Annotated in this window: 21 protein-coding genes and 1 riboswitch; of the genes, 9 read left to right on the top strand and 12 right to left on the bottom strand. The window is 72.1% G+C overall.

The annotated features are described in order from the left end of the window. Positions 1 to 119: 119 nt before the first annotated feature. The 6 genes from Q5530_RS34925 to ald form a co-directional block, all read right to left on the bottom strand. Positions 120 to 3,914 (bottom strand): ABC transporter ATP-binding protein, encoded by a 3,795-nt coding sequence (locus Q5530_RS34925; RefSeq protein WP_415367098.1) that lies wholly within the window; start codon positions 3,912 to 3,914, stop codon positions 120 to 122. 105 nt (positions 3,915 to 4,019) lie between these two features. Next, a complete protein-coding gene (locus tag Q5530_RS34930) occupies positions 4,020 to 4,892 on the bottom strand; it encodes a hypothetical protein (RefSeq protein WP_415367099.1) in 873 nt (290 codons plus the stop codon). Further along, on the bottom strand, positions 4,892 to 6,187 hold the full coding sequence (locus Q5530_RS34935) for an ABC transporter ATP-binding protein (RefSeq protein WP_415367100.1): 1,296 nt from the start codon (positions 6,185 to 6,187) through the stop codon (positions 4,892 to 4,894). The genes Q5530_RS34930 and Q5530_RS34935 overlap by 1 nt, the downstream gene beginning before the upstream one ends. A 48-nt stretch (positions 6,188 to 6,235) precedes the next feature. Beyond that, positions 6,236 to 6,646 carry a hypothetical protein gene (locus Q5530_RS34940; RefSeq protein WP_415367101.1) on the bottom strand — a complete coding sequence of 137 codons (411 nt, stop codon included), beginning with the start codon at positions 6,644 to 6,646 and terminating at the stop codon, positions 6,236 to 6,238. Between the two features lie 5 nt (positions 6,647 to 6,651). Further along, entirely contained in the window at positions 6,652 to 6,834 is a 183-nt protein-coding gene (locus Q5530_RS34945; RefSeq protein WP_380635947.1) for a hypothetical protein, read from the bottom strand. A 342-nt stretch (positions 6,835 to 7,176) separates the two neighbouring features. Continuing rightward, complete coding sequence (ald, locus tag Q5530_RS34950; RefSeq protein ID WP_415367102.1) at positions 7,177 to 8,283, bottom strand: alanine dehydrogenase; 1,107 nt, start codon at positions 8,281 to 8,283, stop codon at positions 7,177 to 7,179. 194 nt (positions 8,284 to 8,477) lie between these two features. Beyond that, positions 8,478 to 8,573: riboswitch (glycine riboswitch) on the top strand. A gap of 123 nt (positions 8,574 to 8,696) precedes the next feature. On the opposite strand from ald, the gene gcvH reads away from it, so the two are divergent. The 3 genes from gcvH (at position 8,697) to cutA (ending at position 11,060) form a co-directional block, all read left to right on the top strand. Next, entirely contained in the window at positions 8,697 to 9,077 is a 381-nt protein-coding gene (gcvH, locus tag Q5530_RS34955) for a glycine cleavage system protein GcvH (RefSeq protein WP_380635950.1), read from the top strand. Between the two features lie 2 nt (positions 9,078 to 9,079). After that, positions 9,080 to 10,444, top strand: coding sequence for an L-serine ammonia-lyase (locus tag Q5530_RS34960; protein WP_415367104.1), 1,365 nt, complete (start codon positions 9,080 to 9,082; stop codon positions 10,442 to 10,444). A gap of 280 nt (positions 10,445 to 10,724) precedes the next feature. Next, positions 10,725 to 11,060 carry a divalent-cation tolerance protein CutA gene (gene cutA / locus Q5530_RS34965; RefSeq protein ID WP_415367106.1) on the top strand — a complete coding sequence of 112 codons (336 nt, stop codon included), beginning with the start codon at positions 10,725 to 10,727 and terminating at the stop codon, positions 11,058 to 11,060. Here cutA and Q5530_RS34970 read toward each other — a convergent pair. Beyond that, complete coding sequence (locus tag Q5530_RS34970) at positions 11,057 to 12,409, bottom strand: hypothetical protein (RefSeq protein WP_415367107.1); 1,353 nt, start codon at positions 12,407 to 12,409, stop codon at positions 11,057 to 11,059. The genes cutA and Q5530_RS34970 overlap by 4 nt on opposite strands. A gap of 132 nt (positions 12,410 to 12,541) precedes the next feature. Here Q5530_RS34970 and Q5530_RS34975 point away from each other — a divergent pair, with 132 nt between their 5' ends. The 4 genes from Q5530_RS34975 to Q5530_RS34990 all read left to right on the top strand — a co-directional run bounded on the left by Q5530_RS34975 (position 12,542) and on the right by Q5530_RS34990 (position 14,320). After that, positions 12,542 to 12,850 (top strand): hypothetical protein, encoded by a 309-nt coding sequence (locus Q5530_RS34975; RefSeq protein WP_415367108.1) that lies wholly within the window; start codon positions 12,542 to 12,544, stop codon positions 12,848 to 12,850. 12 nt (positions 12,851 to 12,862) lie between these two features. Next, the gene (locus Q5530_RS34980) at positions 12,863 to 13,180 is read left to right on the top strand and encodes a hypothetical protein (protein ID WP_415367109.1); all 318 of its coding nucleotides are present in this window, start codon (positions 12,863 to 12,865) and stop codon (positions 13,178 to 13,180) included. A gap of 358 nt (positions 13,181 to 13,538) precedes the next feature. Beyond that, complete coding sequence (locus Q5530_RS34985) at positions 13,539 to 13,853, top strand: transcriptional regulator (protein WP_415367111.1); 315 nt, start codon at positions 13,539 to 13,541, stop codon at positions 13,851 to 13,853. Then, on the top strand, positions 13,850 to 14,320 hold the full coding sequence (locus tag Q5530_RS34990) for a helix-turn-helix domain-containing protein (protein ID WP_415367113.1): 471 nt from the start codon (positions 13,850 to 13,852) through the stop codon (positions 14,318 to 14,320). Before Q5530_RS34985 ends, Q5530_RS34990 begins: the two co-directional genes overlap by 4 nt. Before the next feature lie 327 nt (positions 14,321 to 14,647). Here the strand turns inward: Q5530_RS34990 and Q5530_RS34995 are convergent, their stop codons facing one another. From Q5530_RS34995 to Q5530_RS35015, 5 genes are all read right to left on the bottom strand, one after another. After that, positions 14,648 to 15,136 (bottom strand): glutathione peroxidase, encoded by a 489-nt coding sequence (locus tag Q5530_RS34995; RefSeq protein WP_415367115.1) that lies wholly within the window; start codon positions 15,134 to 15,136, stop codon positions 14,648 to 14,650. Continuing rightward, positions 15,133 to 15,840, bottom strand: a complete 708-nt coding sequence (locus Q5530_RS35000) for a hypothetical protein (protein ID WP_415367116.1) — start codon at positions 15,838 to 15,840, stop codon at positions 15,133 to 15,135. Before Q5530_RS35000 ends, Q5530_RS34995 begins: the two co-directional genes overlap by 4 nt. Positions 15,841 to 16,309: 469 nt before the next feature. Beyond that, a complete protein-coding gene (locus Q5530_RS35005) occupies positions 16,310 to 16,663 on the bottom strand; it encodes an SSI family serine proteinase inhibitor (protein ID WP_415367117.1) in 354 nt (117 codons plus the stop codon). A 62-nt stretch (positions 16,664 to 16,725) separates the two neighbouring features. Continuing rightward, positions 16,726 to 17,574: an SGNH/GDSL hydrolase family protein gene (locus tag Q5530_RS35010; RefSeq protein WP_415367119.1), complete on the bottom strand. Its 849-nt coding sequence runs from the start codon at positions 17,572 to 17,574 to the stop codon at positions 16,726 to 16,728. 229 nt (positions 17,575 to 17,803) lie between these two features. Then, entirely contained in the window at positions 17,804 to 18,823 is a 1,020-nt protein-coding gene (locus tag Q5530_RS35015; protein ID WP_415367120.1) for a Gfo/Idh/MocA family oxidoreductase, read from the bottom strand. Positions 18,824 to 19,043: 220 nt separating this feature from the next. Between Q5530_RS35015 and Q5530_RS35020 the strand changes: the two genes are divergently transcribed. Together Q5530_RS35020 and metX are read left to right on the top strand one after the other, a co-directional pair. Continuing rightward, positions 19,044 to 20,333 carry a bifunctional o-acetylhomoserine/o-acetylserine sulfhydrylase gene (locus tag Q5530_RS35020; RefSeq protein WP_415367121.1) on the top strand — a complete coding sequence of 430 codons (1,290 nt, stop codon included), beginning with the start codon at positions 19,044 to 19,046 and terminating at the stop codon, positions 20,331 to 20,333. Beyond that, a complete protein-coding gene (gene metX, locus Q5530_RS35025; RefSeq protein WP_415367122.1) occupies positions 20,330 to 21,457 on the top strand; it encodes a homoserine O-acetyltransferase MetX in 1,128 nt (375 codons plus the stop codon). The genes Q5530_RS35020 and metX overlap by 4 nt, the downstream gene beginning before the upstream one ends.

Here is a 21,457-nt window from a genome sequence, read left to right on the forward strand (position 1 = left end):
TGGTCGGGTGGGGCTGGGTGGGGCTGGGCGACCGCTGGCCGGCAGGGTGCCGGCCGGCCGTGGGGGGCACCAGCGGGCGGGAGCCGCCCGACAGAGCACCGCCCGACCGCAGGGCGCGGTCAGCCGGCCTGGGCGTCGGCCAGGTCACCGCCGGCCGCGCCGCCGGCCGCGCCGCCGGCCGCGCTCTCGTCTTCCGGCACGCCCTCCCCGATCCCGTGCGCCCACAACCGCGCGTAGTGCCCCCCGGCGGCCAGCAGCTCGGCGTGCGTCCCGACCTCCACCACCCGCCCGTCCGCCAGCACCACGATCCGGTCCGCCCGAGCCGCCGTGGCCAGCCGGTGCGCCACGACGAAGGTCGTCCGGGCACCCGCCAGGTGGTCGGACGCCTCCAGCACCGCCGACTCGGTGGCCGGGTCCAGCGCCGCCGTGGCCTCGTCCAGCAGCAGCAGCGAGGGCCGCACCAGCTCGGCCCGCGCCAGCGCCACCAGCTGCCGCTGCCCGGCCGACAACCCCTGCCCCCGCTCACCGACCTGCTGGTGGAACGCCGCCGGCAGCGAGGCGACCACCGGCAGCGCGCCCACCGCCCGCACCGCCGCCTCGATCTCCGCCCGCGTGGCCTCCGGCCGGGCGTAGGCCACGTTCTCCGCGACGTCCCCGCCGAACAGGTGCGCCTCCTGCGGCACCACGCCCAACCGCTGCCGCAGCGCCGACAGGTCGTAGTCCCGCACGTCGACCCCGTCGACCAGCACCTGCCCGCCGGTCGCGTCGTAGAACCGCGCCACCAGCTTCACCAGCGTCGACTTCCCGGCGCCCGTGGCGCCCACCAGCGCCACCGTCTCGCCGGGCTCGACCCGCAGGGACACGCGGTCCAGCGCCGGCCGCTCGGCCCCCTGGTAGGCGAAGGTGACGTCCCGCAGCTCCACCTCGCCGCGCAGCTCGGTCACCGGCACCGGGTCGGCGGCCTCCGGCACCGTGGTGGGCGTGCGCAGCAGTTCACCGATCCGGCTCAACCCCACCCGGGCCTGCTGGTACCCGTCGAACACGCCGGACAGCTGGTAGAGCGGCGCGAAGAACAACCCCAGGTACAGCACGAACGCCAGCAGCACGCCGGGCGACAGCGTCCCCTCCGCCACCCGGTACGCGCCGACCACCAGGATCGCCGCCTGCGCCACCCCCGACAGCAGCGACAGGAACGGGAAGTACGTCGCGATGTAGCGCTGCGCCCGGATGCGGGACCGCCGGTAGGCGTCGCTGCGCTCGGCGAACGCCTGCGCCGAGCGCCCCTCCCTCGTGTAAGCCTGCGAGACGCGCAGGCCCGAGACGTTCTCCTGGAGGTCCGCGTTGACCGCGCTGACCCGCTCCCGCGCCTCCGCGTAGGCCGCCGACGACAGGCGCTGGAAGATCACCGTCGCGATCACCAGCACCGGCAGCACCGCGAGCGCCACCAGCGACAGCCCCGGGTCGGTCACGACCAGCGCCGCGGCGATGCCGACCACGGTCAGCACGCTGATCGCGAACGTGGTCAGCCCCGTCTGGAGGAAGCTCGACAGCGCGTCCACGTCCGTGGTCATCCGGGTCATGATCCGGCCGGCCATCTCGCGCTCGTAGTAGTCCAGGCCGAGCCGTTGCAGGTGGGCGTAGCTGCGCACGCGCAGCAGGTACAGCAGGCGCTCGCCCAACCGGGAGGTCACCACGACCCCCGCCGCCGTCGACACCCAGCCCGCCGCCACCAGGCCGAAGCCGATCACGGCCACCGCGACCAGCCAGCCGGCCGCGCCGCCCACCACGCCCCGGTCGATGCCGAGCCGGACCAGGCCGGGCAGGGCCACCGCCAGCGCCGTGTCGACCAGCAGCAGCCCGCCGACGCCGAGCATGGCCCAGCGCACCGGGCGCAGCAGGGTGCGCAGCCGGAAACCGGGGTCGGGCCGGCCGGGGTCCTCGCCCCGCAGGTCGGGTTCGTCGGTCGCGGGCGGCAGGGCCTGCACACGGGCCATCAGCTCCGGCGTCGGCGGGGTGCCGCCCACCAGCGCCGAGGTGCCCCCGCCGCCCCTGGCCCGCGGCGCGGCGGCGGGAACCGACCGGTTCGCCGCGCGGACGGCCAGCTCGTCCTCGTCCGAGCCCGGCCACAGCTCCGGGGTGAAGCCGCCGGGACCGGGTTCCAGCCGGCGGTCGGCCCGCGGGTCGACGTGCTCGATCGCCTCGCCGGGCCCGGCCAGCAGCTCCCGGTACAGGCGGCAGCGCCCGTGCAGCTCCTCGTGCGTCCCCACGTCGACCACGCGGCCCGCGTCCAGCACCGCGATCCGGTCCGCCAGCGCCAGCGAGGAGCGCCGGTGCGCGACCAGGATCGTCGTCCGCTCGGCGGTGACCGCGGCCAGCGTGCGGTGGATGGCGGCCTCGGTGGCGTTGTCGACGGCCGAGGTGGCGTCGTCGAGCACCAGCACGCGCGGGTCCGACAGCAGCGCCCTGGCCAGGGCGACGCGCTGGCGCTGGCCGCCGGACAGGGTCAGGCCGCGCTCGCCGACGACCGTGTCGTAGCCCCGGGGCAGGTCCTCGACGAACCCGTGCGCCTCGGCGGCGCGGGCCGCCGCGCGGACCTGCTCGTCGGAGGCGTCCGGCAGGCCGTAGGCGATGTTCGCGCGCACCGTGTCGGAGAACAGGAACGCCTCCTCGAACACCACGCCCACGGTCCGGCGCAGCGATTCCAGGCGCAGCTCCCGCACGTCGACCCCGCCCACGGACACGGCGCCGGACTGCACGTCGTAGAAGCGCGGCAGCAGCAGGGAGATCGTCGACTTGCCCGACCCGGCCGTGCCGACGACCGCCAGCGTCTCGCCCGGCTCGACCCGCAGCGACACCCCGGACAGCACCGGCTCGCTGCGCGTGTACCCGAACGACGCGTCCCGCAGCTCCACCGCCACCGGACCGGGCGGCACGTCGCGCGCGCCGTCCACCACGTCCGGCTGCGAGTCGATCAGCTCGTAGACCCGCTCCACGCCCGCCCGCGCCAGCTGGGCGGTCACCATCAGGCTCGACAGCAGCCGGGTCGGGCCGACCAGGTTCGCCACGTAGGTCGCGAACGCCACGAACGTCCCCAGCGTCACCTCCCCGCGCAGCGCGAGCCAGCCGCCCAGCGCCAGCACCGCCACCTGGCCCAGGTAGGGCAGCCCGGAGAGGGTGGCGGCCGGCCGGGCGGTCAGCCGGGCCGCCCGCATCCGCTCGGCGAACAGCACCCGGGCCCGCTGCTCCAGCCGGGAGACCTCGCGCGCCTCCTGCCCGAAGCCCTTCACCACGCGCACGCCGGTGACGGTCTCCTCCACGTGCTGCGCCACGTCCGCCGCGCGCTGCTGGGCCGACCAGGTGGCCGGGAACAGCGTCAGCCTGCTGCGGGCCGCGACGACGCCCACCGCGGGCACGATCACCAGCGCGACCAGGGTGAGCACCGGCGACAGCCAGAACATCGCCACCAGCGCGGCCACCGCGAACACGACCGTGCCGAACGCCAGCGGGGTCATCGACAGCAGGCTGTTGACCAGCTGGAGGTCGGTGATCGAGCGGGACACCACCTGGCCGGTGCGCAGCGCGTCCTGCTTCGGCCCGTCCAGCCGCTGCACCGCGCCGAACACGGCCCGGCGCAGGTCGTGCTGCACGTCCACGGCCAGCCGCCCGCCCAGGTAGCGGCGCACGAAGGCGGAGCCGAAGGTCAGCAGCTCCAGCCCGACCAGCACGACCGCGAGCCCCGCCAGGCGGTCCGTCCGGCCGGCCACCGCGTCGTCCACGGCGGCCTTGATCAGCAGCGGCCCGACGGCCTGGAGCCCCACGCCCACGACGGCGGCCAGCACCGACCACACCACGAGACCGCGGTGCTGCCAGCACGCCTGGGCGAGTCGCTTGATCCAGCCATCGGGGTTGTCCACGCCCCCACATTAGGTCCGGTCACCGACGCTGTCCGGACGCGGGAAACCGACGAGGGCCGCCCCGGGAATCCCGGGGCGGCCCTTGGTCCTTTCAAGATCACCTGATCAGGTGATGTCCTTGCGCTGCGTAGCCGCCCAGCTGGCCAGGAAGAACAGCCCCGACCACACCAGGAAGATGAGCCCGCTCAACCACCAGTCGAACGCCCCGAGCGCGCCCGCGACCGCCCGCAGCACCTCCACCAGCTCGTCGGGCACCACGCCCGCGTTGGCCAGGAACAGCGACGAGGCCACCGAGCCGGTCAGGCCGTTCACCGCGCCGTTGGGCAGGAAGCCGATGACGTCCGGCAGCTCCTGCGCGGCCAGCACCAGCTGGATGCCGTTCTCGATGATCAGCATGTAGAGGATCAGCACCACGGTGGTGGCCACCGTGCTGGTCATCAGCGCGCCCACGCCCACGCCGAACATCGTCATCAGGATCGACGACAGGATGCCGACGCCGGCCAGCGCGAGCCAGCCGCCCGCGCTCGGCAGCGCGCCCGCGTCCGAGGTCAGCGCGATGCCGATGCTCACCGCGGCCACGATCGCCACGCCGTAGATCGCGCCCCACGCGATGTAGACGAGCATCTTCGCGGTCATCGCCGCGACCCGGTTGGGCGCGGTCAGGAACGTGGTGGTGATGGTCTTGCGGTGGATCTCGTTCGAGATCGCCAGGCCGCCGAAGATCATCGGGAAGATGGTGGCCACGTTGATGCTGCGCGCGATGCCGAACACCGACACCTGCCACTGCGACGGGTCCACCCCGAGCAGCCGGGTCAGCTCCTCGGCCTCCGAGCTGCTGACCACGTCCATGATGCTCTTGCCGATGGCGCCCGTGCCGAGCGCCCAGCCCAGCGCGAGCAGCACGGTCGGGATCATCAGGCCCCACCACAGGCCCGTGGTGGTGGTCTTGCGGAACTCCGACTTGATCAGGTTGCCCATCACGCACCGCCCCCCAGGCCGCCCTGTCCCTGCTGCTGCCCGTACGGGTTGTCCGGCGGCTGTTGCTGCCCGTGCGGGTTGTCGGCTTGCTGCTGACCCTGCGCTTGGCCCTGCGGCGGCGTGCCGGGCTGCACCGGCTGGTGGTAGCCGGACGGCGGCTGCTGCGGGGCGTACGGGCTCGGCTGCTGCTGGTACCCCGGGTACCCGGGCGGCGGCGTGCCGGGCTGCTGGTAACCCTGCTGCTGGTAGCCCTGCTGGTAACCCGCCTGCGGGTAACCCTGCTGGTAGCCCTGCTGCTGGTCGGGCTGCGGGTACCCGGTCGGCGGGTAGCCGGGCGGCGGCGCGTAGTAGCCGGTGCCCGGCTGCTGGGGCGGGAGCTGCCCCGGCGCCGCGTACTGGCCGCTGGTGAGCTGGAAGAACAGCCGTTCGAGGTCGGCCTTCTCCTCCTCGATCCCGTAGACCGACACGCCCGCCTTCAGCGCGGTGTCCGCGACCTGCCGCGGCTCCACGCCGGTGACCGCGATCCGGCCGTCCGGCAGCTGCTCGATGCCCGCCACGCCCTCCTCGCGCAGGGCGGTGACCAGCGCGCCCGCGTCGGACGGCTGCACCAGCACCCGCGCCTGCTGCCGGTCGCGCAGGTGGTCCAGCGGCCCGTAGAACATGGTCTGGCCGCGGCTGATGATGACCACCTGGTCCACCGTCTGCTCGACCTCGGCCAGCAGGTGGCTGGAGATCAGCACGGTCCGCCCGCTCCGCGCGAACGACTGGAGGAACGACCGCAGCCAGGCGATGCCCTCGGGGTCCAGGCCGTTGGCCGGCTCGTCGAGCACGAGGATCTGCGGGTCGCCCAGCAGCGCGGTGGCCAGCGCCAGCCGCTGCTTCATGCCGAGCGAGAAGCCGCCCGCCTTGCGGTCGCCCGCCGCGCCCAGACCGACCAGCTGGAGCACCTGGTCCGCCCGCGAGTCCGGCACGCCGATCGCGGCGGCGTAGACCCGCAGGTGGTTGCGCGCGGTGCGCTTGGGGTGGAAGCCCTGCGCCTCCAGCACCGCGCCGACCACGCGACCGGGGTTGCCGAGCCGGTCGAACGGGCTGCCGTTGATCAGGGCGGTGCCCGCGGTCGGGGTCACCAGGCCGAGCAGCATGCGCAGGGTCGTCGTCTTGCCCGCGCCGTTGGGTCCGAGGAAGCCCGTCACCGAACCGGGTTCCACCGTGAAGCTCAGGTTCTGCACCGCCGCGACCGGACCGAACTGCTTGGTCAAGCCCTGCACCACGATGCGGCCACTGCCGTCGTGCACGCGTCCTCCCGGATTGCTCCTACCGGGGGTCATCCTGCCTTAGCGGGATCACTCGGGGAGGGCGTGTCGCGGTTTCGACACCACCGCGGGGAGCTCGGTGGTCGCCTCCGGGTCGCCCGAGCGGCGCGGCGCCCGCGGCGGCGAGCGGCGCGGTGGCGTGCGCAACCCCCGGCGCTCGCGGCGGCGCTCGCGGTGCGAGGCGCCCTCGCCGATGAGGTGCTGGTGCGCCATCGCCCACACCTGGCACGGCCACTTCTTGTTCCGCAGCACGCCGGGGCACACCCGGCAGCGGCTGTCCGGATCCGGTTGGTGCACGGTCAGCAGCAGCCGCCAGCCGTCGGCCAGGCGGTGGATCTCGGCGCGCGCGAGCGGCACCAGCGCTTCGTCCACGCCGCGCTCGGCGACCTCGTCGAGCAGGGCCAGCCGGCGCAGCACGGCGGCCCGCAGCGCTTCGTCCACGCCGCTCACATCCTGTCCGCGGCCTGGTCGAGCAGGCGGTGCAGTCGTCGGGTCTGGGTGACGGACATCACAGCGGACTCTCCGGGCGGGGCGACCAGGAGCACCCGGTCGTCCTCGACGATCACGGTCATGGACCGGTCGCGCCCGAACGGGTCGTGGCAGTCGATCCAGCCCTGGGGTTCGGCCATCGGGACTCCGATCGGGATTGGCGCGGCGCCTCGCCGCGCGAGCGGACGACCCCGCTGCGTAGCCGCGGGGGTTCCCAGTCCTGTCCATCGGCCGACGAGGCGCCGTGACTTACCCGTTACCCGCCATGTTCACCCTTTCGCTTGAGCGATGCGCACGCACCGTGGTTCACCGGGCGGGTGCTGTCGGCCGGACCGGTGGGCCCGCTGGGCACGGACCCCCGACTCCGGCTAGGATTGGCAGCGCGGCCCGCTCCCAGTGACCCCCAGGCTGGTTGAGCGGGCCGCCTTTCACGTCGAGGGCCCCGCTCACGTTCGGTGAGCGGGGCCCTCTCCTTCCCGGGATCAGATCGCGAGCGCGGTGTGCTCCAGGTCGTGGGCCTGCGCCACCGGCAGGTTGGTCAGCGCGCCCTCGTGCGCGTTCAGGCCCAGCGCCAGCGACGCGTCCGCGCGCAGCGCCTCCCGCCAGCCCCGGTCGGCCAGCGCCACGGCGTGCGGCAGGGTCGCGTTGGTCAGCGCGTAGGTCGAGGTGCGCGGCACCGCGCCGGGCATGTTGGCCACGCAGTAGAAGACCGACTCGTGCACCGGGTAGGTCGGGTCGGCGTGCGTGGTGGGCCGCGAGTCGGCGAAGCAACCGCCCTGGTCGATCGCGATGTCCACCAGCACCGAGCCGGGCTTCATCTGCGCCACCAGCTCGTTGGACACCAGCTTCGGGGCCTTGGCGCCGGGCACCAGCACCGCCCCGATCACCAGGTCGGCCTCGCGCACGGCCTGCTCGACCGCGTAGCGGCTGGACGTGACGGTGCGCAACCGGCCCTGGAACAGGGCGTCGACGTGCCGCAGCCGGTCGATGTTGGTGTCCAGGATCTCGACGTCCGCGCCCATGCCCGCGGCGATGGTGGCCGCGTTCAGGCCCGCCACGCCGCCGCCGATGACGACCACGCGCGCCGGGTGCACGCCGGGCACGCCGCCGGGCAGCATCCCGCGGCCCCCGGAGGGCTTCATCAGCGCGAACGCGCCCACCTGCGGCGCCAGCCTGCCCGCGACCTCGGACATGGGCGCGAGCAGCGGCAGCGCGCCGTTCGGGGTCTGCACGGTCTCGTAGGCGATGGCCGTGGTGCGGGACGCCAGCAGCGCCTCGGTCAGCGGCCGGTCGGCGGCCAGGTGCAGGTAGGTGAACAGGACCTGGCCCTCGCGCAGCCGGGGGTACTCCTCGGCGATCGGCTCCTTGACCTTGAGCACCAGCTCGCCCTCGGACCACACGTCGTCCACGCCCGCGAGCACCTTCGCGCCCGCGGCGAGGTACTCCTCGTCGGGGATGGCCGAACCGAGCCCGGCGCCCGCCTCCACGTAGACCTCGTGGCCGCGGGTGGTCAGCTCGTGGGCGCCCGCCGGGGTCAGCGCGACGCGGTACTCGTGGTTCTTGATCTCGCGGGGGACTGCGATCCGCACGGTGGGCTCCTTCGGCCGTCGTTGCACCAAAGGTCGGGTACCCGGAACGCGGTGTCATCGTGCCCGCGGCACCAACGGCCGGGGGGTCGGTTGTGCCGGGAGGACAAGTCGTGCGGCGCGTTGACACCCTCCCGCCCGCCACCTAGCGTGCGGACAGCCAACTGAACATCGGCCGCGGCGTCGCGTGAGGCGCCGGAACCCGCGCGGGAGAGACCCCAGGTGTGTCGCCTGGGGCGCCGAAGGAGCAAGCACCCCGCACACTCTCAGGCAGCGAGAACCGCTCGGGTGAGGCGACTCTGGAAAGCGTGCCCCACGGCGCGCACCAACGGTGCAAGCCGCAGCTTCGTGCGGCGAAGCTCTCAGGTCCCAGGACAGAGTGGGGGAACCAGGACCACCACCCAGGGAGCGCTGTCGTGACCTTTCCGGAGAAGCTGCTGTACACCCCCGAGCACGAGTGGGTCGACTGGGTGCCGGGCACCCCGGACCCGGTGGCGGTCGGCATCACCTCGTACGCGGCCGGGTCGATGGGCGACATCGTGTTCGTCGACCTGCCGGCGGCGGGCACCAGGGTGACCTCCGGCGAGGTGTGCGGTGAGCTGGAGTCCACCAAGTCGGTCAGCGAGCTGTACGCGCCGGTCACCGGCGAGGTCGTCGAGGTCAACCCGGCCGTGGTCGCCGACCCGTCGCTGGTCAACAACGACCCGTACGGGCGCGGCTGGCTGTTCAAGGTGGCGGTCGAGGAGGCCACCGGCCTGCTGACCGCGGCGAAGTACGCGGAACTGACCGAGGGCTGATCGTGACGATCAGCGTGTTCGACCTGTTCTCCGTGGGCATCGGGCCGTCCAGCTCGCACACGGTCGGCCCGATGCGGGCGGCGACGATGTTCGCCGCCAGGCTGCGCCCCGCGCTCGCGTCCGTGGACCGGGTGCGGGTGGAGCTGTTCGGGTCGCTCGGGGCGACCGGCCACGGCCACGGCAGCCCGAAGGCGGTGCTGCTCGGGCTGGAGGGGCACCGCCCGGAGGAGGTCGACCCCTCGGCGGCCGAGGTCCGGGTGGCCGAGATCCGCGCGACCGGGCGGCTCCGGCTGGGCGGTGAGCGGGAGATCGCCTTCGCCGAGGACGGCGACCTGGTCATGCACCGGCGCAAGTCCCTGCCGCTGCACCCCAACGGGATGAGCTTCACGGCCTACGCGGGTTCGGCGGTGGTGGACTCGGCGGTGTACTACTCGGTCGGCGGTGGGTTCGTGGTCGACGAGACGGCCACCGGGACCGACCGGATCAAGCCGGACCAGACGCCGGTGGCGCACCCGTTCAAGACCGGTGACGAGCTGCTGGCCCGCACCCGCGAGTCCGGGCTGTCGATCAGCGAGGTGATGCTCGCCAACGAGCGGTCGTGGCGGGACGAGGCCGACATCCGGGGCGGCCTGCTGCACATCTGGCAGGTGATGCAGGACTGCGTCGAGCGGGGCTGCACGGAGTCCGGCGTGCTGCCCGGCGGGCTCAAGGTCCGGCGGCGGGCCGCGGAGATGCGGCAGCTGCTGGCGGCCGAGCACTACGCCACCGACCCGCTGCGGGTGATGGACTGGGTGACGCTGTTCGCGCTGGCGGTGAACGAGGAGAACGCCGCGGGCGGCCGGGTGGTGACGGCCCCGACCAACGGCGCGGCCGGCATCGTGCCCGCGGTGCTGCACTACTACAGGCGGTTCGTGCCGGGCGCGTCGGACGACGGCGTGGTGCGCTTCCTGCTGACCGCGGGTGCCGTCGGCGTGCTGTTCAAGGAGAACGCGTCGATCTCGGGGGCCGAGGTGGGCTGCCAGGGCGAGGTCGGCTCGGCCTGCTCGATGGCGGCCGGCGGGCTGGCCGAGGTGCTGGGCGGGACGCCGGAGCAGGTGGAGAACGCGGCCGAGATCGCCATGGAGCACAACCTCGGGCTGACCTGCGACCCGATCGGCGGCCTGGTGCAGATCCCGTGCATCGAGCGCAACGCGCTGGCGTCGATCAAGGCGATCACGGCGGCGCGGATGGCGCTGCGGGGGGACGGGTCGCACTTCGTGTCGCTGGACAAGGTCATCAAGACCATGCGGGAGACCGGCCGGGACATGAAGGACAAATACAAGGAGACGGCGCGCGGCGGGCTGGCCGTGAACGTCATCGAGTGCTGAGGAACGGCGTCTGAACAGCGCGGATGCCTTGCGTTGTTGCTCGGTGGTCCCCGACGCTGCCCGACGTCCCACGGCCTGGTCTTGACCCAGGTGCGACGGGCCCCACCCTGGTGTTGAGGGGTGGGGCCCGCCGCGCGTCGGGGGTCTGGATTTCGTTGCAGCGCAACCACTTCCGGTGGCAAGGTGGCGGAGCCGCTGCGGCAGTCGATCGCCGGGACCGGCCCGATCCAGCCGCGGGGCTGCGCGATCGTCCCGATATATCCATGTCGAAGGAGAAGACGTGACCGGTGACCACCTGGTCGTTATCTCGACGACCGACAGTGCCGAAGAAGCCGAATCGCTGAGTAAACTGATCGTAGCTGCGCGCTTGGCCGCTTGCGTGCAGATCAGCAGCCCTATCCGAAGCATCTACCGCTGGGAGGGCGCTGTTCAGGACGGTCAAGAGTGGCAACTGTGGATCAAGACCACGGGCGATCGGTTGGCCGAACTGACGGAGTTCATCAACCAGAACCACTCCTACGACACCCCGGAGATCGTGGCCCTGCCCATCCTCGGTGGCAACCCGGCCTATCTCCAGTGGATGACCGATGAGACGCGTTCCGCTGTTGAAAGTTAGTGCAACGCGCTGACGATTTTTTCGCGGAGTGCGCTTTCCGCGCCGTTCCTGGCGGCTGGCAGTGTGGACGCGAGGGCCAGCAGGCGGCTCTTGGCCAGTGTGGTCTCGGTCTGCACCGTCAGCCTGCCGGAAAGGGTGGCGAGCTCCCCGGCCCGGTCGTAGTCCTTGTTGGTCACTGCGGTGGTCGCCAAGTCCGCGAGGATGATGGCTCGAACCTTGTTGTCCCTGGGGGACAACGAACGCAACAGCGAATCGGCTGCGCTCTCGGCGTCTGAGTGCCGAAGCGTGGTGTACGCCGATACGGTCATGCCGCCAAGACGACTCGCTGAGAAGAAGGCGGTCCAGGGGCGCTCCGTGCGGGGTCGGGCGAAGTCGAATGCGGTCATCGCGCGTTCAACCGCTCGCAACGCTCCTGTGTCGTCCCCCAGCCGCGCAAGCTCTTCGGACTGGCGGGCCGCGATCCAGGACCGCGTAGCCGGTGCGGAAGAACCAGGCACGAGTTCGTGCGCTTGTTGTAGCAGCTTCGCGGCGGGGCCGGTGTCGTTGCGAGAAGACGCCAGGTAGCTCCAGTACCCCAGTGCACATGCTGCCAGCGCGCCGTCGTCCACGGCCTTGGCGATCTTCAACGTTTCCCGCCAGACGTTCGCCGCTTCATTGTCCTTGCCGACGTCGAAGAGCACCCAACCGGTGAGAACCTTGGTCTCACCCAGGGACACGGCCAGTGAACGCCGGACCTGCTCCGACCGGACGTTCTTCAGCAGGGCCTGTAGAACCTCCTCGTGGGACGAGAGCGAGCTGAGGAGTTGCCTCGCCGGAACGGTTTCCTCGGTTTGGAACAGGTCTGCGGTGCGGTCCTGCATGAGGCGGACCGTGGCATCGTCAACCGGTCGGCCGCGCTCAACGGAGTCCGTGAGGCGCTGCCAAGGGGTGTTGATCGCAAGGTCGGCGCTCGCCGCTGCTGCGGTGATACCTGCCGCCTTGAGCAGGTCTCGGCGTCGCACGTCGTGTCCTTCCTCGATGTTCCTGAGCGACGGCTCTGCTTCATCCTGGTGTGCGTGATCTGTTGATCCGCCAGCCATGCTGAACCACAACAGTCGTTCTGGGAGCTTGAGTACTGCGGCCCATTCCTGAAGTTTGTTCAAGTCCGTGACGGCCGTGGCGGAACGCTCGATGCGGCTGAGTTGCCCCTGGGTGCGCCCGATCCATCGGGACAGGTCCACCTGCTTGATCTCGGGTGTGTGCGCTCTGCGGTATGCCCGCATCACCCGGCCGATGTGGCGATCTTGCAGTGCCCGAAGGATCTCGGGCCGCAACCAGAATTCCTCGTCGTGGAGTGGAGCCTCCGACATGGGCGTTCCCCCGCTTAGCTTGGCTACGCATACGAGTGTAGCCGTGCTGTCAGACGCTGACCAGCGCGTATGCGTCCGATACATATGCGCTGCTGGAACGGGTCCACGTATGCGTTCGGTTCCAACAGTCCGATGGTCTTCCGGTCGATCCTGTATGTGGCAACACGTCCCGCTATCGAAAGGCACGGCATGGGAGCCGATGAGTCCGACGAGACGGAAGGGGCAGCGGAACCACCAGCGGTCTCGGACAAGGCGGCCATCGGAGCTGAACGCTACATCTGGGTTTACGCCAAAAGGGAGTCAGTGGTCCTGTCGGTGCCGGGTGTGCGTGATCTGGAGTTTTCGTTCAACGACGCGCGCGAAGTCGCGGACTCCATGAACAAGAGCGCGGACGACGCTGAACATTGGCACGAGTCGCACATGGGCGACCCCGATGGATGAGGTGCTCGAATCATGGCTATTGCTGCGGGTCACAGGTTCCCGATCAACTTCGACGAGTTGTTCCCGCAAGGGTTCTTCGTGCTGAAGGTGGAGCGGGCGCAGGAGTTCAGCGAGGGGAAGTCGCCGCGTCCGGCGGTGGACAAGCTGTCGGGCACGCCGTTCCGACCGGCGGTGTTCGTGGGGTTGAAGGTGTCGCCGTACGTGCGGGACGGCTGGGTGAACCACACGATCTGGGCGGAGGAGATGTTGTCGCCGCAGGACGTGGCGAAGGTGCGTCGGGGTGGCGGCAAGGTGGATGGGTCGGCGGGTGCTCCGTCGGCTGCGGCATAGGGGCGTCGATGGCTTCCGGAGGGGTGTTCGAGCCGGGCCCGGATGCGACGGTGGAGATCGTTCACTGGCCTGACAACGATCTTCACGGCCTGCGGTTGTCGTTGGCTCCCGGGATGGTCGCGGTGGGACCGGGGGCGGGGGACGGTGCGGCCGATCGGTTCGCGGAGTTCCTGTTGAACCTGGGCGATCAGGCGTTGTTGTTGGCGTCGGTGTTGTCGCCGGGGGTCGGTCGTCACGCGTTGAGCCGAAAGCCGGAGGGGCGTCCGGTGTCGGACTGGGCGGGCCCGGCAGGTGGCTCGGAGCCCGGGAAGTTGCCGGGATGAGTGGCTCGCACGGTCCTGAGCGGGTTTCGGGCACTGTGGCCTCGATCCAGTCGAAGTCGTACACCATCAGACTGCGGAGTGAGGCGTTCCTGAAAGCGGTCCGCCTGGCGGGGTACCCGTCGGACTACGGGCTTGCACGTGCGATGGGCGTGAATCGCTCGACCGTGACTCGGGTGATGAGCGGCTCTCTCCAGCCCGGTCCGTCGTTCATCGGCGGCGCATTGATCGCGTTGAGGCCGATGGAGTTCAACGATCTGTTCGAAATTGTTCAAATATTCGCTGAAGACGACATCTCGTCGATGGTCGTCGTCACGTCCGCAGGATGTGCGGATCGATTCGGGAGTTGGTGATCCGGTTGGACATGCCAGGCAAAGCCGGCACGGTTGTGGAAGTGGCGGAGGTGAAATCGGTCGAGCGGGGCAGGGCTGGGAGGCGAACTGTCTACCACGAAGTGCTGGGAACGCACCTGCGGGATCTGCGTCGGGAGCGCAAGGTCAAGTTGGTCGTGATCGCAAAGCGGTTCAACGTCTCGGTCGCCCGGCTGTCCAAAGTGGAGAACGGCACCCGTGGACCGAGTCCTGCCACCCTGGCGGTGTACTCCGAGGTGTTGCAGGTTCCGCTGTTGGACCTGCTGGCGAACGTGGTGGATCGGTACCGGGAATCGCTCGACCCCTTCGACCCGGCGCTCCGCGTCCAATTGCCGGCACACGTGCGTTCACTGCATGGCCTGGCTCTCTACGTGGGTATCTCGGCCGAGCTCCTGACCGGGTCCACGGAGATCCGTGCCGGTGAGGAGTCGGGTATTGATTCGAAGTGAAGGGCGACTAGCCGGTGCGGTAGTGGGAGGTGCGCCTGCGGAAAACGGGTGGTTATCGTTCAGTCTGCTTGTTCGGCATGGTCGTGGCGATTATTCTCCATGGGGGCGCTCATGTGCCGTCAACTATTCGGCAAGATGAGGTTGAAGGAGCTTTTGATAGAGAATCACTCGGGTGAGTTTGTTTGACGGTCTTCGGCAGTCATCGCAAAATCATCCCCGGTCTGGAGACGGCGCGCGGCGGGCTGGCCGTGAACGTCATCGAGTGCTGATCCGGTGAGCTCCGCCCGACCGGGCCCTCGGGTCCGATCGGGCGGAACCGCCCGGGTCCTAGCGCGGCAGCACGGACTCGACCGCCGCCACCACCTCGTCCGCCTCCGGGTCGGTCGCCGGGCGGAAGCGGGCGACTACCTCGCCGGTCGGGGACAGCAGGAACTTCTCGAAGTTCCACTGCACGTCGCCGGCCTCGCCCGAGGCGTCCGGGACGGCGGTCAGCTCCCGGTACACCGGGTGCCGGTCGGGGCCGTTCACCTCGATCTTCTCGAACAGCGGGAACGTCACCCCGTACGTGGTGGAGCAGAACGTCGCGATCTCCTCCGCGGTGCCCGGCTCCTGGCCCATGAACTGGTTGCAGGGGAAGCCGACCACCGAGAAACCGCGCTCCGCGTACCGCTCGTGCAGCTGCTCCAGGCCCTTGTACTGCGGCGTCAGGCCGCACCGGGACGCGACGTTGACCACCAGCAGCGCCCGGCCGGCCAGCGCGCCCAGGCTGGACGGCTCACCGGACAGGGTGTGCACCGGGATGTCGTGGATGCTCATGCCCGAAGGCTAGATCGCCGCAGTCCGACGAGCCCGCCCAGGACCAGCACCAGCGCCGGCGGCACCAGCGGCCCGCCCAGCGCCCACACCGAACCGGCCTCGACGGGTGCCACCGCCGCCGACAGGCAGACCGCCACCGCGAACGCCGCCGCGGTGGTCTGGAGCGCGTTGTCGGGCACCGCGTCCGCCAGCGCGAACAGGCCGACGCCGAGGGCGATCAGCGGGCCGACCGCCGGGTGCGACCACACCAGCACGGCCGTGCCGAGCAGCGCCGCCACCAGCGTCGGGTACAGCACGTGGCGCCGCCACAGGACCGCGGCGAGGGCCAGCAGGACCACGCCCGTGCCGGTGCCCACCCACCAGCGCGGCAGGTCGTGCAGGGCGGTGCTCGTCGGCAGGGCCGCCCAGCCGACCGCGGCGGCCGTCGCGTAAGCCCCCGCGGGCGCCGCGTACCCGAGGCTCCGCGCGACCACCCACGTCCCGCCCAGCAGCACGGCCGTCCAGTACAGGCCGACGGCGGTCGGGTGGCGCAGGTCCGGCAGGTCCACCAGCAGCGCGAGCACGTGGCCCGCGCGCTGCCCCGACCCGCCCGGTTGGTACAGCGGCACGGCCAGCAGCGACGCCGTCCCGAAGAACAGCAGCGGCACCGCCCAGGCCCGCCGCGCCACCGCCGTGCGGTGCCCGGTCACGCTCGTCTCCCCCATCCGGCCAGGCTGGCAGCGGGCCCCGGTGGGCGTCAACCGCGTGGCCCGGGAACACCGCGTCCCGGTCGGATGTCGGCGCGCTCCCGCCCGCGCGGGCCGGGCAGCCCGCGCGCGCCCGGTGGTCCAGCGGCCGGAACGTCACCGGAACGCCGATCGCGCACAGCCGGAAGTCACCCATCGTCATCCCCCCGGGGAATTTCCGGCGGAGGATGGATCGGGCCTGCTGAGACGGGGCGTGTGCGGAAGAGGTCCGATCACTCGGGTGGAGCAGGCGAACGGGCGCTCCGTGACCCCTGGGGGGACGGGACGGACCCGCGTGGTTTCACCGATGTGAACTTCGTTGACGCTGGTGTGAACCACCCCTAACGTCAACGGCGAGAGGTCCGAGGACCTCTTCAACCCGGGGAGGGGACCGCGACTTCGGCGGCGGTGTCGTGGCCCCCTTCCCGGGCCCTCGGGTCGGTGGTCGTCAGAAGTCGAAGACGGGGCCCGTGTGCGCGCGCATCAGGCAGGCGTTCGAGAACTCCGCCTGGAACGAGCGCTTCTCACCGCGCCACTTGCCGGTGGCCTTCACCCGCACGGGGGCATACTCCATCGTGCAAGCGCCCTGACCGGGGTTCATGCTGCCGACCTGACCGTCCACCTCGGACAGCGCGGCGCAGGTCTCGTCCGCCCGGGGGTGCAGACCTCCGTTCGGTTCGCAGATGAGGTTGACGACCTGGAGCGCTCCGTCGCGCGTCGTGCTGAGCACGAAGCTCGACTCCGGGGCGGCGAAGCTGGGAATCAGTGCGGCGATCGCCGCGAGGACGGGGAGTGGTGCCATGTGCCCACCATGGGCCCACGGCACCGCCTCCTCCAGTTATCTCACCGGAAAGTGTGGTTCCGCTAAAGTTCCGCCACGATCAGGTCGGATATCGCGCGCATCCCGGCGGCGTTCGGGTGGACCGGGAACGCGGGCGAGGTCGGCAGCAGGCCCTCGACCCACTTGACCCCGGGCGGTTGGCACACGTCCCGCCCGAGGCTCGCCGGGTAGGGGTCGACGAACGCCGCGCCCGCCGCCGAGGCCCGCGCGCCCAGCTCGGCGTTGAGCCGGCGCTCGGTGGCGTCCAGGTACGGCACGTCGCCCACCGAGATGGGCACCAGCGGCCAGCAGCCGCGCGCGGGCGGCAGGATGCGCGGGTATCCCACCACGACCACGTGCGCCCGGGGCGCGCGCTGCGCGATGTCCTGGAGCACGGCGGTGAGCCGGGGCCCCAGTGCCTGGACGCGCGCGGCCAGCTCGTCCCCGCCGCCCGCGGTGTACCGGCGGGTGCAGGGCGCGCCCAGCGGGTCGAGCACGCTGTCCGCGGCGCAGGTCAGGGTGATGTCGCCGAACCCGATGTCGTTGCCGCCGATGGTGAGCGTGACCAGGTCGGTGTCCTCGCGGAGCGCGTCGAGCTGCGGTGGGTTCCGGCCGAGCAGCACGTCCTGGGGCGCGGTCATGTGCGCGGTGGTCGCGCCGCCGCAGGTGACGTCGGTGAGCCGCGCGCCGAGCCGGGCGGCGACCAGGGCGGCGTAGTTGCGGGTGGAGCGGAAGCAGCCCAGCGGGTCGGTGCGCTGGTGGGGGATGAACGGGCCGGAGGCGTAGGAGTCGCCGAGCGCGACGTAGGCGGTGTAGGTGGGGGCGGCGGACGCGGTCGCGGGCGCCACCAGCGCCGCGACCAGGGCCAGCGCCGCGGGGAGGCGGAGGGTCATCAGGCACCTCACTACTCGCGAGTAGGTGGAGATGGGTGGATCGTGGCTATGACCCGGCTCACTGTCAAGGTCCGGCGTCGCCTGGGCGCCCGGCTCGCGTGGGGGCAGCCCCCGCCCGCGCGGGGGCTGCCCGCGCGAGCTGGGCAGGCGGGGTGCTGGGCAGGCGGGGTGCTGGGCAGGCGGGGTGCTGGGCAGGCGGGGTGCTGGGCAGGCGGGGTGCCCGCACCCATCAGCGGGCGAGCGGGACCACGCTCCCCGTCCTCGCCGACTCGAACGCCGCCTCCACGACCTCCAGCCCCGCCACCGCGTCGGCCGCCGGCACCGGGGCCTGACCGGCCGCGACAGCCGCGTAGAAGTCCTGGTAGGCCCCCGGTGAGGTGCGCACCGGCACCCCGCCCAGCAACCCCCGGTGCTCCTCGCCGTCCTCCCCCCACCCGGGCCCGCCGGGCGTCGCACCCGCCTTCAGCGCCTCCTCCTGCGGGTCCATGCCGAACTTCACGAACGCCGTCCGGTCGCCCAGCACCCGGAACCGGGGCCCGAGCGCGGCCGCCAGCGCCGAAGCCCACAGGTGCGACACCGCGCCGGTGGTGTGGGTCAGCGCCAGGAACGCGTCGTCGTGCGCCACCGCGCCGGGGCGCAGCGCGCGCACCTCCGCGTACACGGCGGTGGGCCGCCCGAACAGCGCGATGGCCTGGTCGACCAGGTGCGTCCCCAGGTCGTACACGATGCTGCCCAGGTCCGCCGGGTCGCCGGACTCCTTCCAGGAGTCCTTGACCTCCGGCCGCCACCGCTCGAACCGCGACTCGAACCGGTGCACCCGGCCCAGCTCGCCGTCCCCGACCAGCCGCGCCACCGTGCGGAAGTCGCCGTCCCAGCGCCGGTTGTGGAACGGCGCGAGCACCAGCCCCCGGGACGCCGCCAGGTCCACCAGTTCGCGCGCCTGCGCCGCGGTCGCCGCGAACGGCTTGTCCACCACCGCGTTCAGGCCGTGCTCCAGCGCGGCGCGGGCGTGCGGGGCGTGGAAGCGGTTCGGCGTGGTCACCACGGCCAGGTCGAACTCGTCGGCGCGCGCCCACAGCTCGTCGGGGGACGCGATCAGCTCCGCCCCGGGGTAGCGGGCCCCCACCTCGGCCCGGCGCTCGGCGTTGCCGGTGACCACGGCGGCCAGCTCCAGACCGGGCGCGGTGGCGATGAACGGGGCGTGGAACGCGGCTCCCCCGAGCCCGTAGCCGATCAGTGCGGTGCGCATACCGGGAACCCTAGGCGTCCCACGACGTGGACGCCCTGTCGTGGGTTGTCACGCAGCGCTACCTTCAGCCCCATGAGTCTGCTGGTGACCCGACGGCACGTGGACTACGCGCGTGTCACCAGCACGGCCTGTCACCCCGGCTGATCCACCTCGTTCCAGCACCGCCGTCTCCCCCTTCGGCGTGCCCTCACCACCCCCCAGCCCGACAGGAGCACCCCGCATGTCCTGGTCGTTCGACACGAAGCAGGTCCACTCCGGCGCCGCGCCCGACCCCGCCACCGGCGCCCGGGCCACGCCGATCTACCAGACCACCTCGTTCGTGTTCCGCGACACCGCGCACGGCGCGGCGCTGTTCAGCCTCGCGGAGCCCGGCAACATCTACACCCGCATCAACAACCCCACCCAGGACGTGCTCGAACAGCGGGTCGCGGCGCTGGAGGGCGGCATCGCGGCGGTGGCGTTCGCCTCCGGCCAGGCCGCCGAGACCGCCACGATCCTCAACCTCGCCCGCGCGGGCGACCACCTCGTCTCCAGCGCCTCCCTCTACGGCGGCACCTACAACCTGTTCCACTACACGCTGCCCAAGCTCGGCATCGAGGTGTCCTTCGTGGACGACCCCGACGACCTCGACGCGTGGCGCGCGGCCGTGCGGCCCAACACCAAGGCGTTCTTCGCCGAGTCGCTGGCCAACCCGCGCAGCAACGTGCTCGACATCGAGGGCGTGGCGGAGGTGGCGCACGCGGCGGGCGTGCCGCTGGTCGTGGACAACACGGTGCCGACGCCCTACCTGCTGCGGCCCCTGGAGCACGGCGCGGACATCGTGATCCACTCCGCCACCAAGTACCTCGGCGGCCACGGCACCGCCATCGCGGGCGTGGTGGTCGACGGCGGGAAGTTCGAGTTCTCCGACGCCGAGCGGTTCCCCGACTTCACCGAGCCCGACCCCAGCTACCACGGTCTCCAGTACTGGCCCGCGCTCGGCCACGGCGCGTTCGCCGCGAAGCTGCGCGTGCAGGGCCTGCGCGACACCGGCGCGGCCATCGCCCCGCTGAACAGCTTCCTGGTCGTCCAGGGCATCGAGACGCTGTCGCTGCGGCTGGAGCGGCACTCGGCCAACGCGCTGGAGCTGGCCCGCTGGCTGGAGGCGCGCGACGAGGTGGCGAAGGTGCACTACGCGGGCCTGGAGTCCAGCCCGTGGCACGCCCTCGCCCTGAAGTACCTGCCGAACGGGCAGGGCGGCATCGTGTCGTTCGAGCTGCACGGCGGCGTCGAGGCGGGGCGGGCGTTCGCGGACGGGGTCGAGCTGTTCAGCCAGCTGGCCAACATCGGCGACGTGCGCAGCCTGATCATCCACCCGGCCAGCACCACGCACAGCCAGCTCACCCCGGAGGAGCAGCTCGTCGCGGGCGTCACGCCGGGCCTGATCCGGCTGTCGGTCGGCATCGAGGGCGTGGAGGACCTCAAGGCCGACCTGGAGGCGGGGTTCCGCGCCGCGAAGTCGGTGCTGTGACCCCCGGGAACCCGGGAGTTCCCAGGAACCCCGGAGTTTCCAGGAACCCCGGAGTTTCCACGACCACCGTCGGGGAGACCCCTCCCGCCACCGGTGGGTGGCGGGAGGGGGACCCCGTCGGGCGGCGCCGCTGGTTCCGCGGCGCCCTGCCCGGCCTGCCCCTGTCGATCGCCTACGAGACGTGGGGCGAGCCGAACGAGGACCGCTCGAACGCGGTGCTGGTGCTGCACGCGCTGACCGGCGACAGCCACGTGGCGGGCGGGGTCGAGCCGGGCCACCCGACGCCGGGCTGGTGGGACGGCCTGGTCGGGCCCGGCCGGGCGCTGGACCCGGCCGAGTGGTTCGTGGTCGCGCCGAACGTGCTGGGCGGCTGCCAGGGCACCACCGGGCCGTGGGCCCCCGCGCCGGACGGGGCCCCGTGGGGCCCGCGGTTCCCGCGCGTGTCCGTGCGGGACCAGGTGGCGGCCGAGGTGCTGCTGGCCGACCACCTGGGCATCGGCGCGTGGGCCGCGGTGCTGGGCGGGTCGATGGGCGGGATGCGCGCGCTGGAGTGGGCGGTGTCCGAGCCCGACCGGGTGCGGTCGCTGCTGGTGCTGGCCTCGCCCGCGGCGTCGACCGCGGAGAACATCGCGCTGGCCTCGGCCCAGCTGCACGCGATCGCGCTGGACCCGGTCCGGGGCATGGGCGTGGCCCGGCGGATCGCCCACGTCAGCTACCGCAGCGAGCCGGAGCTGGCGGCCCGGTTCGGGCGCGCGGTGCAGCCGGACGGGCGGTTCGCCGTCGAGTCCTACCTGGACCACCACGCCGACAAGCTCGCCCGCCGGTTCGACCCGGAGAGCTACGCGGTGCTGACCGAGGCCATGAACGGCCACGACGTGGGCCGGGACCGGGGCGGCGTGCGGGCGGCGCTGGGCCGGGTCACCGCGCGCACGATCGTGGCGGGCATCGACTCGGACCGGCTCTACCCGCCGCACCTCCAGGCGGAGATCGCCGAGGCCGTGCCCGGCGCGGGCGACCTGCGCGTGGTGACCTCGCCCTACGGCCACGACGCGTTCCTGATCGAGGTCGACCAGGTGGCCAAGCTGGTGGACGAGCTGCTGGAGGGGGTCCGGGACCCCCGGTGA

Origin of the sequence: Saccharothrix sp. BKS2 (genome assembly GCF_047689505.1) — a bacterium.
GTDB classification, from domain to species: domain Bacteria; phylum Actinomycetota; class Actinomycetes; order Mycobacteriales; family Pseudonocardiaceae; genus Actinosynnema; species Actinosynnema lopnurensis.

Excerpts from the sequence above, each read along its gene's own strand:
- Q5530_RS35000 (WP_415367116.1), bottom strand. The coding sequence starts at position 15,840 with ATGGGGGAGACGAGCGTGACCGGGCACCGCACGGCGGTGGCGCGGCGG.
- Q5530_RS34975 (WP_415367108.1), top strand. The coding sequence starts at position 12,542 with ATGGTCTTCCGGTCGATCCTGTATGTGGCAACACGTCCCGCTATCGAA.
- Q5530_RS34945 (WP_380635947.1), bottom strand. The coding sequence starts at position 6,834 with ATGGCCGAACCCCAGGGCTGGATCGACTGCCACGACCCGTTCGGGCGC.
- Q5530_RS35015 (WP_415367120.1), bottom strand. The coding sequence starts at position 18,823 with ATGCGCACCGCACTGATCGGCTACGGGCTCGGGGGAGCCGCGTTCCAC.
- Q5530_RS34995 (WP_415367115.1), bottom strand. The coding sequence starts at position 15,136 with ATGAGCATCCACGACATCCCGGTGCACACCCTGTCCGGTGAGCCGTCC.
- Q5530_RS35010 (WP_415367119.1), bottom strand. The coding sequence starts at position 17,574 with ATGACCCTCCGCCTCCCCGCGGCGCTGGCCCTGGTCGCGGCGCTGGTG.
- Q5530_RS34930 (WP_415367099.1), bottom strand. The coding sequence starts at position 4,892 with ATGGGCAACCTGATCAAGTCGGAGTTCCGCAAGACCACCACCACGGGC.
- Q5530_RS35020 (WP_415367121.1), top strand. The coding sequence starts at position 19,044 with ATGTCCTGGTCGTTCGACACGAAGCAGGTCCACTCCGGCGCCGCGCCC.
- Q5530_RS34980 (WP_415367109.1), top strand. The coding sequence starts at position 12,863 with ATGGCTATTGCTGCGGGTCACAGGTTCCCGATCAACTTCGACGAGTTG.
- Q5530_RS34970 (WP_415367107.1), bottom strand. The coding sequence starts at position 12,409 with ATGTCGGAGGCTCCACTCCACGACGAGGAATTCTGGTTGCGGCCCGAG.
- Q5530_RS35005 (WP_415367117.1), bottom strand. The coding sequence starts at position 16,663 with ATGGCACCACTCCCCGTCCTCGCGGCGATCGCCGCACTGATTCCCAGC.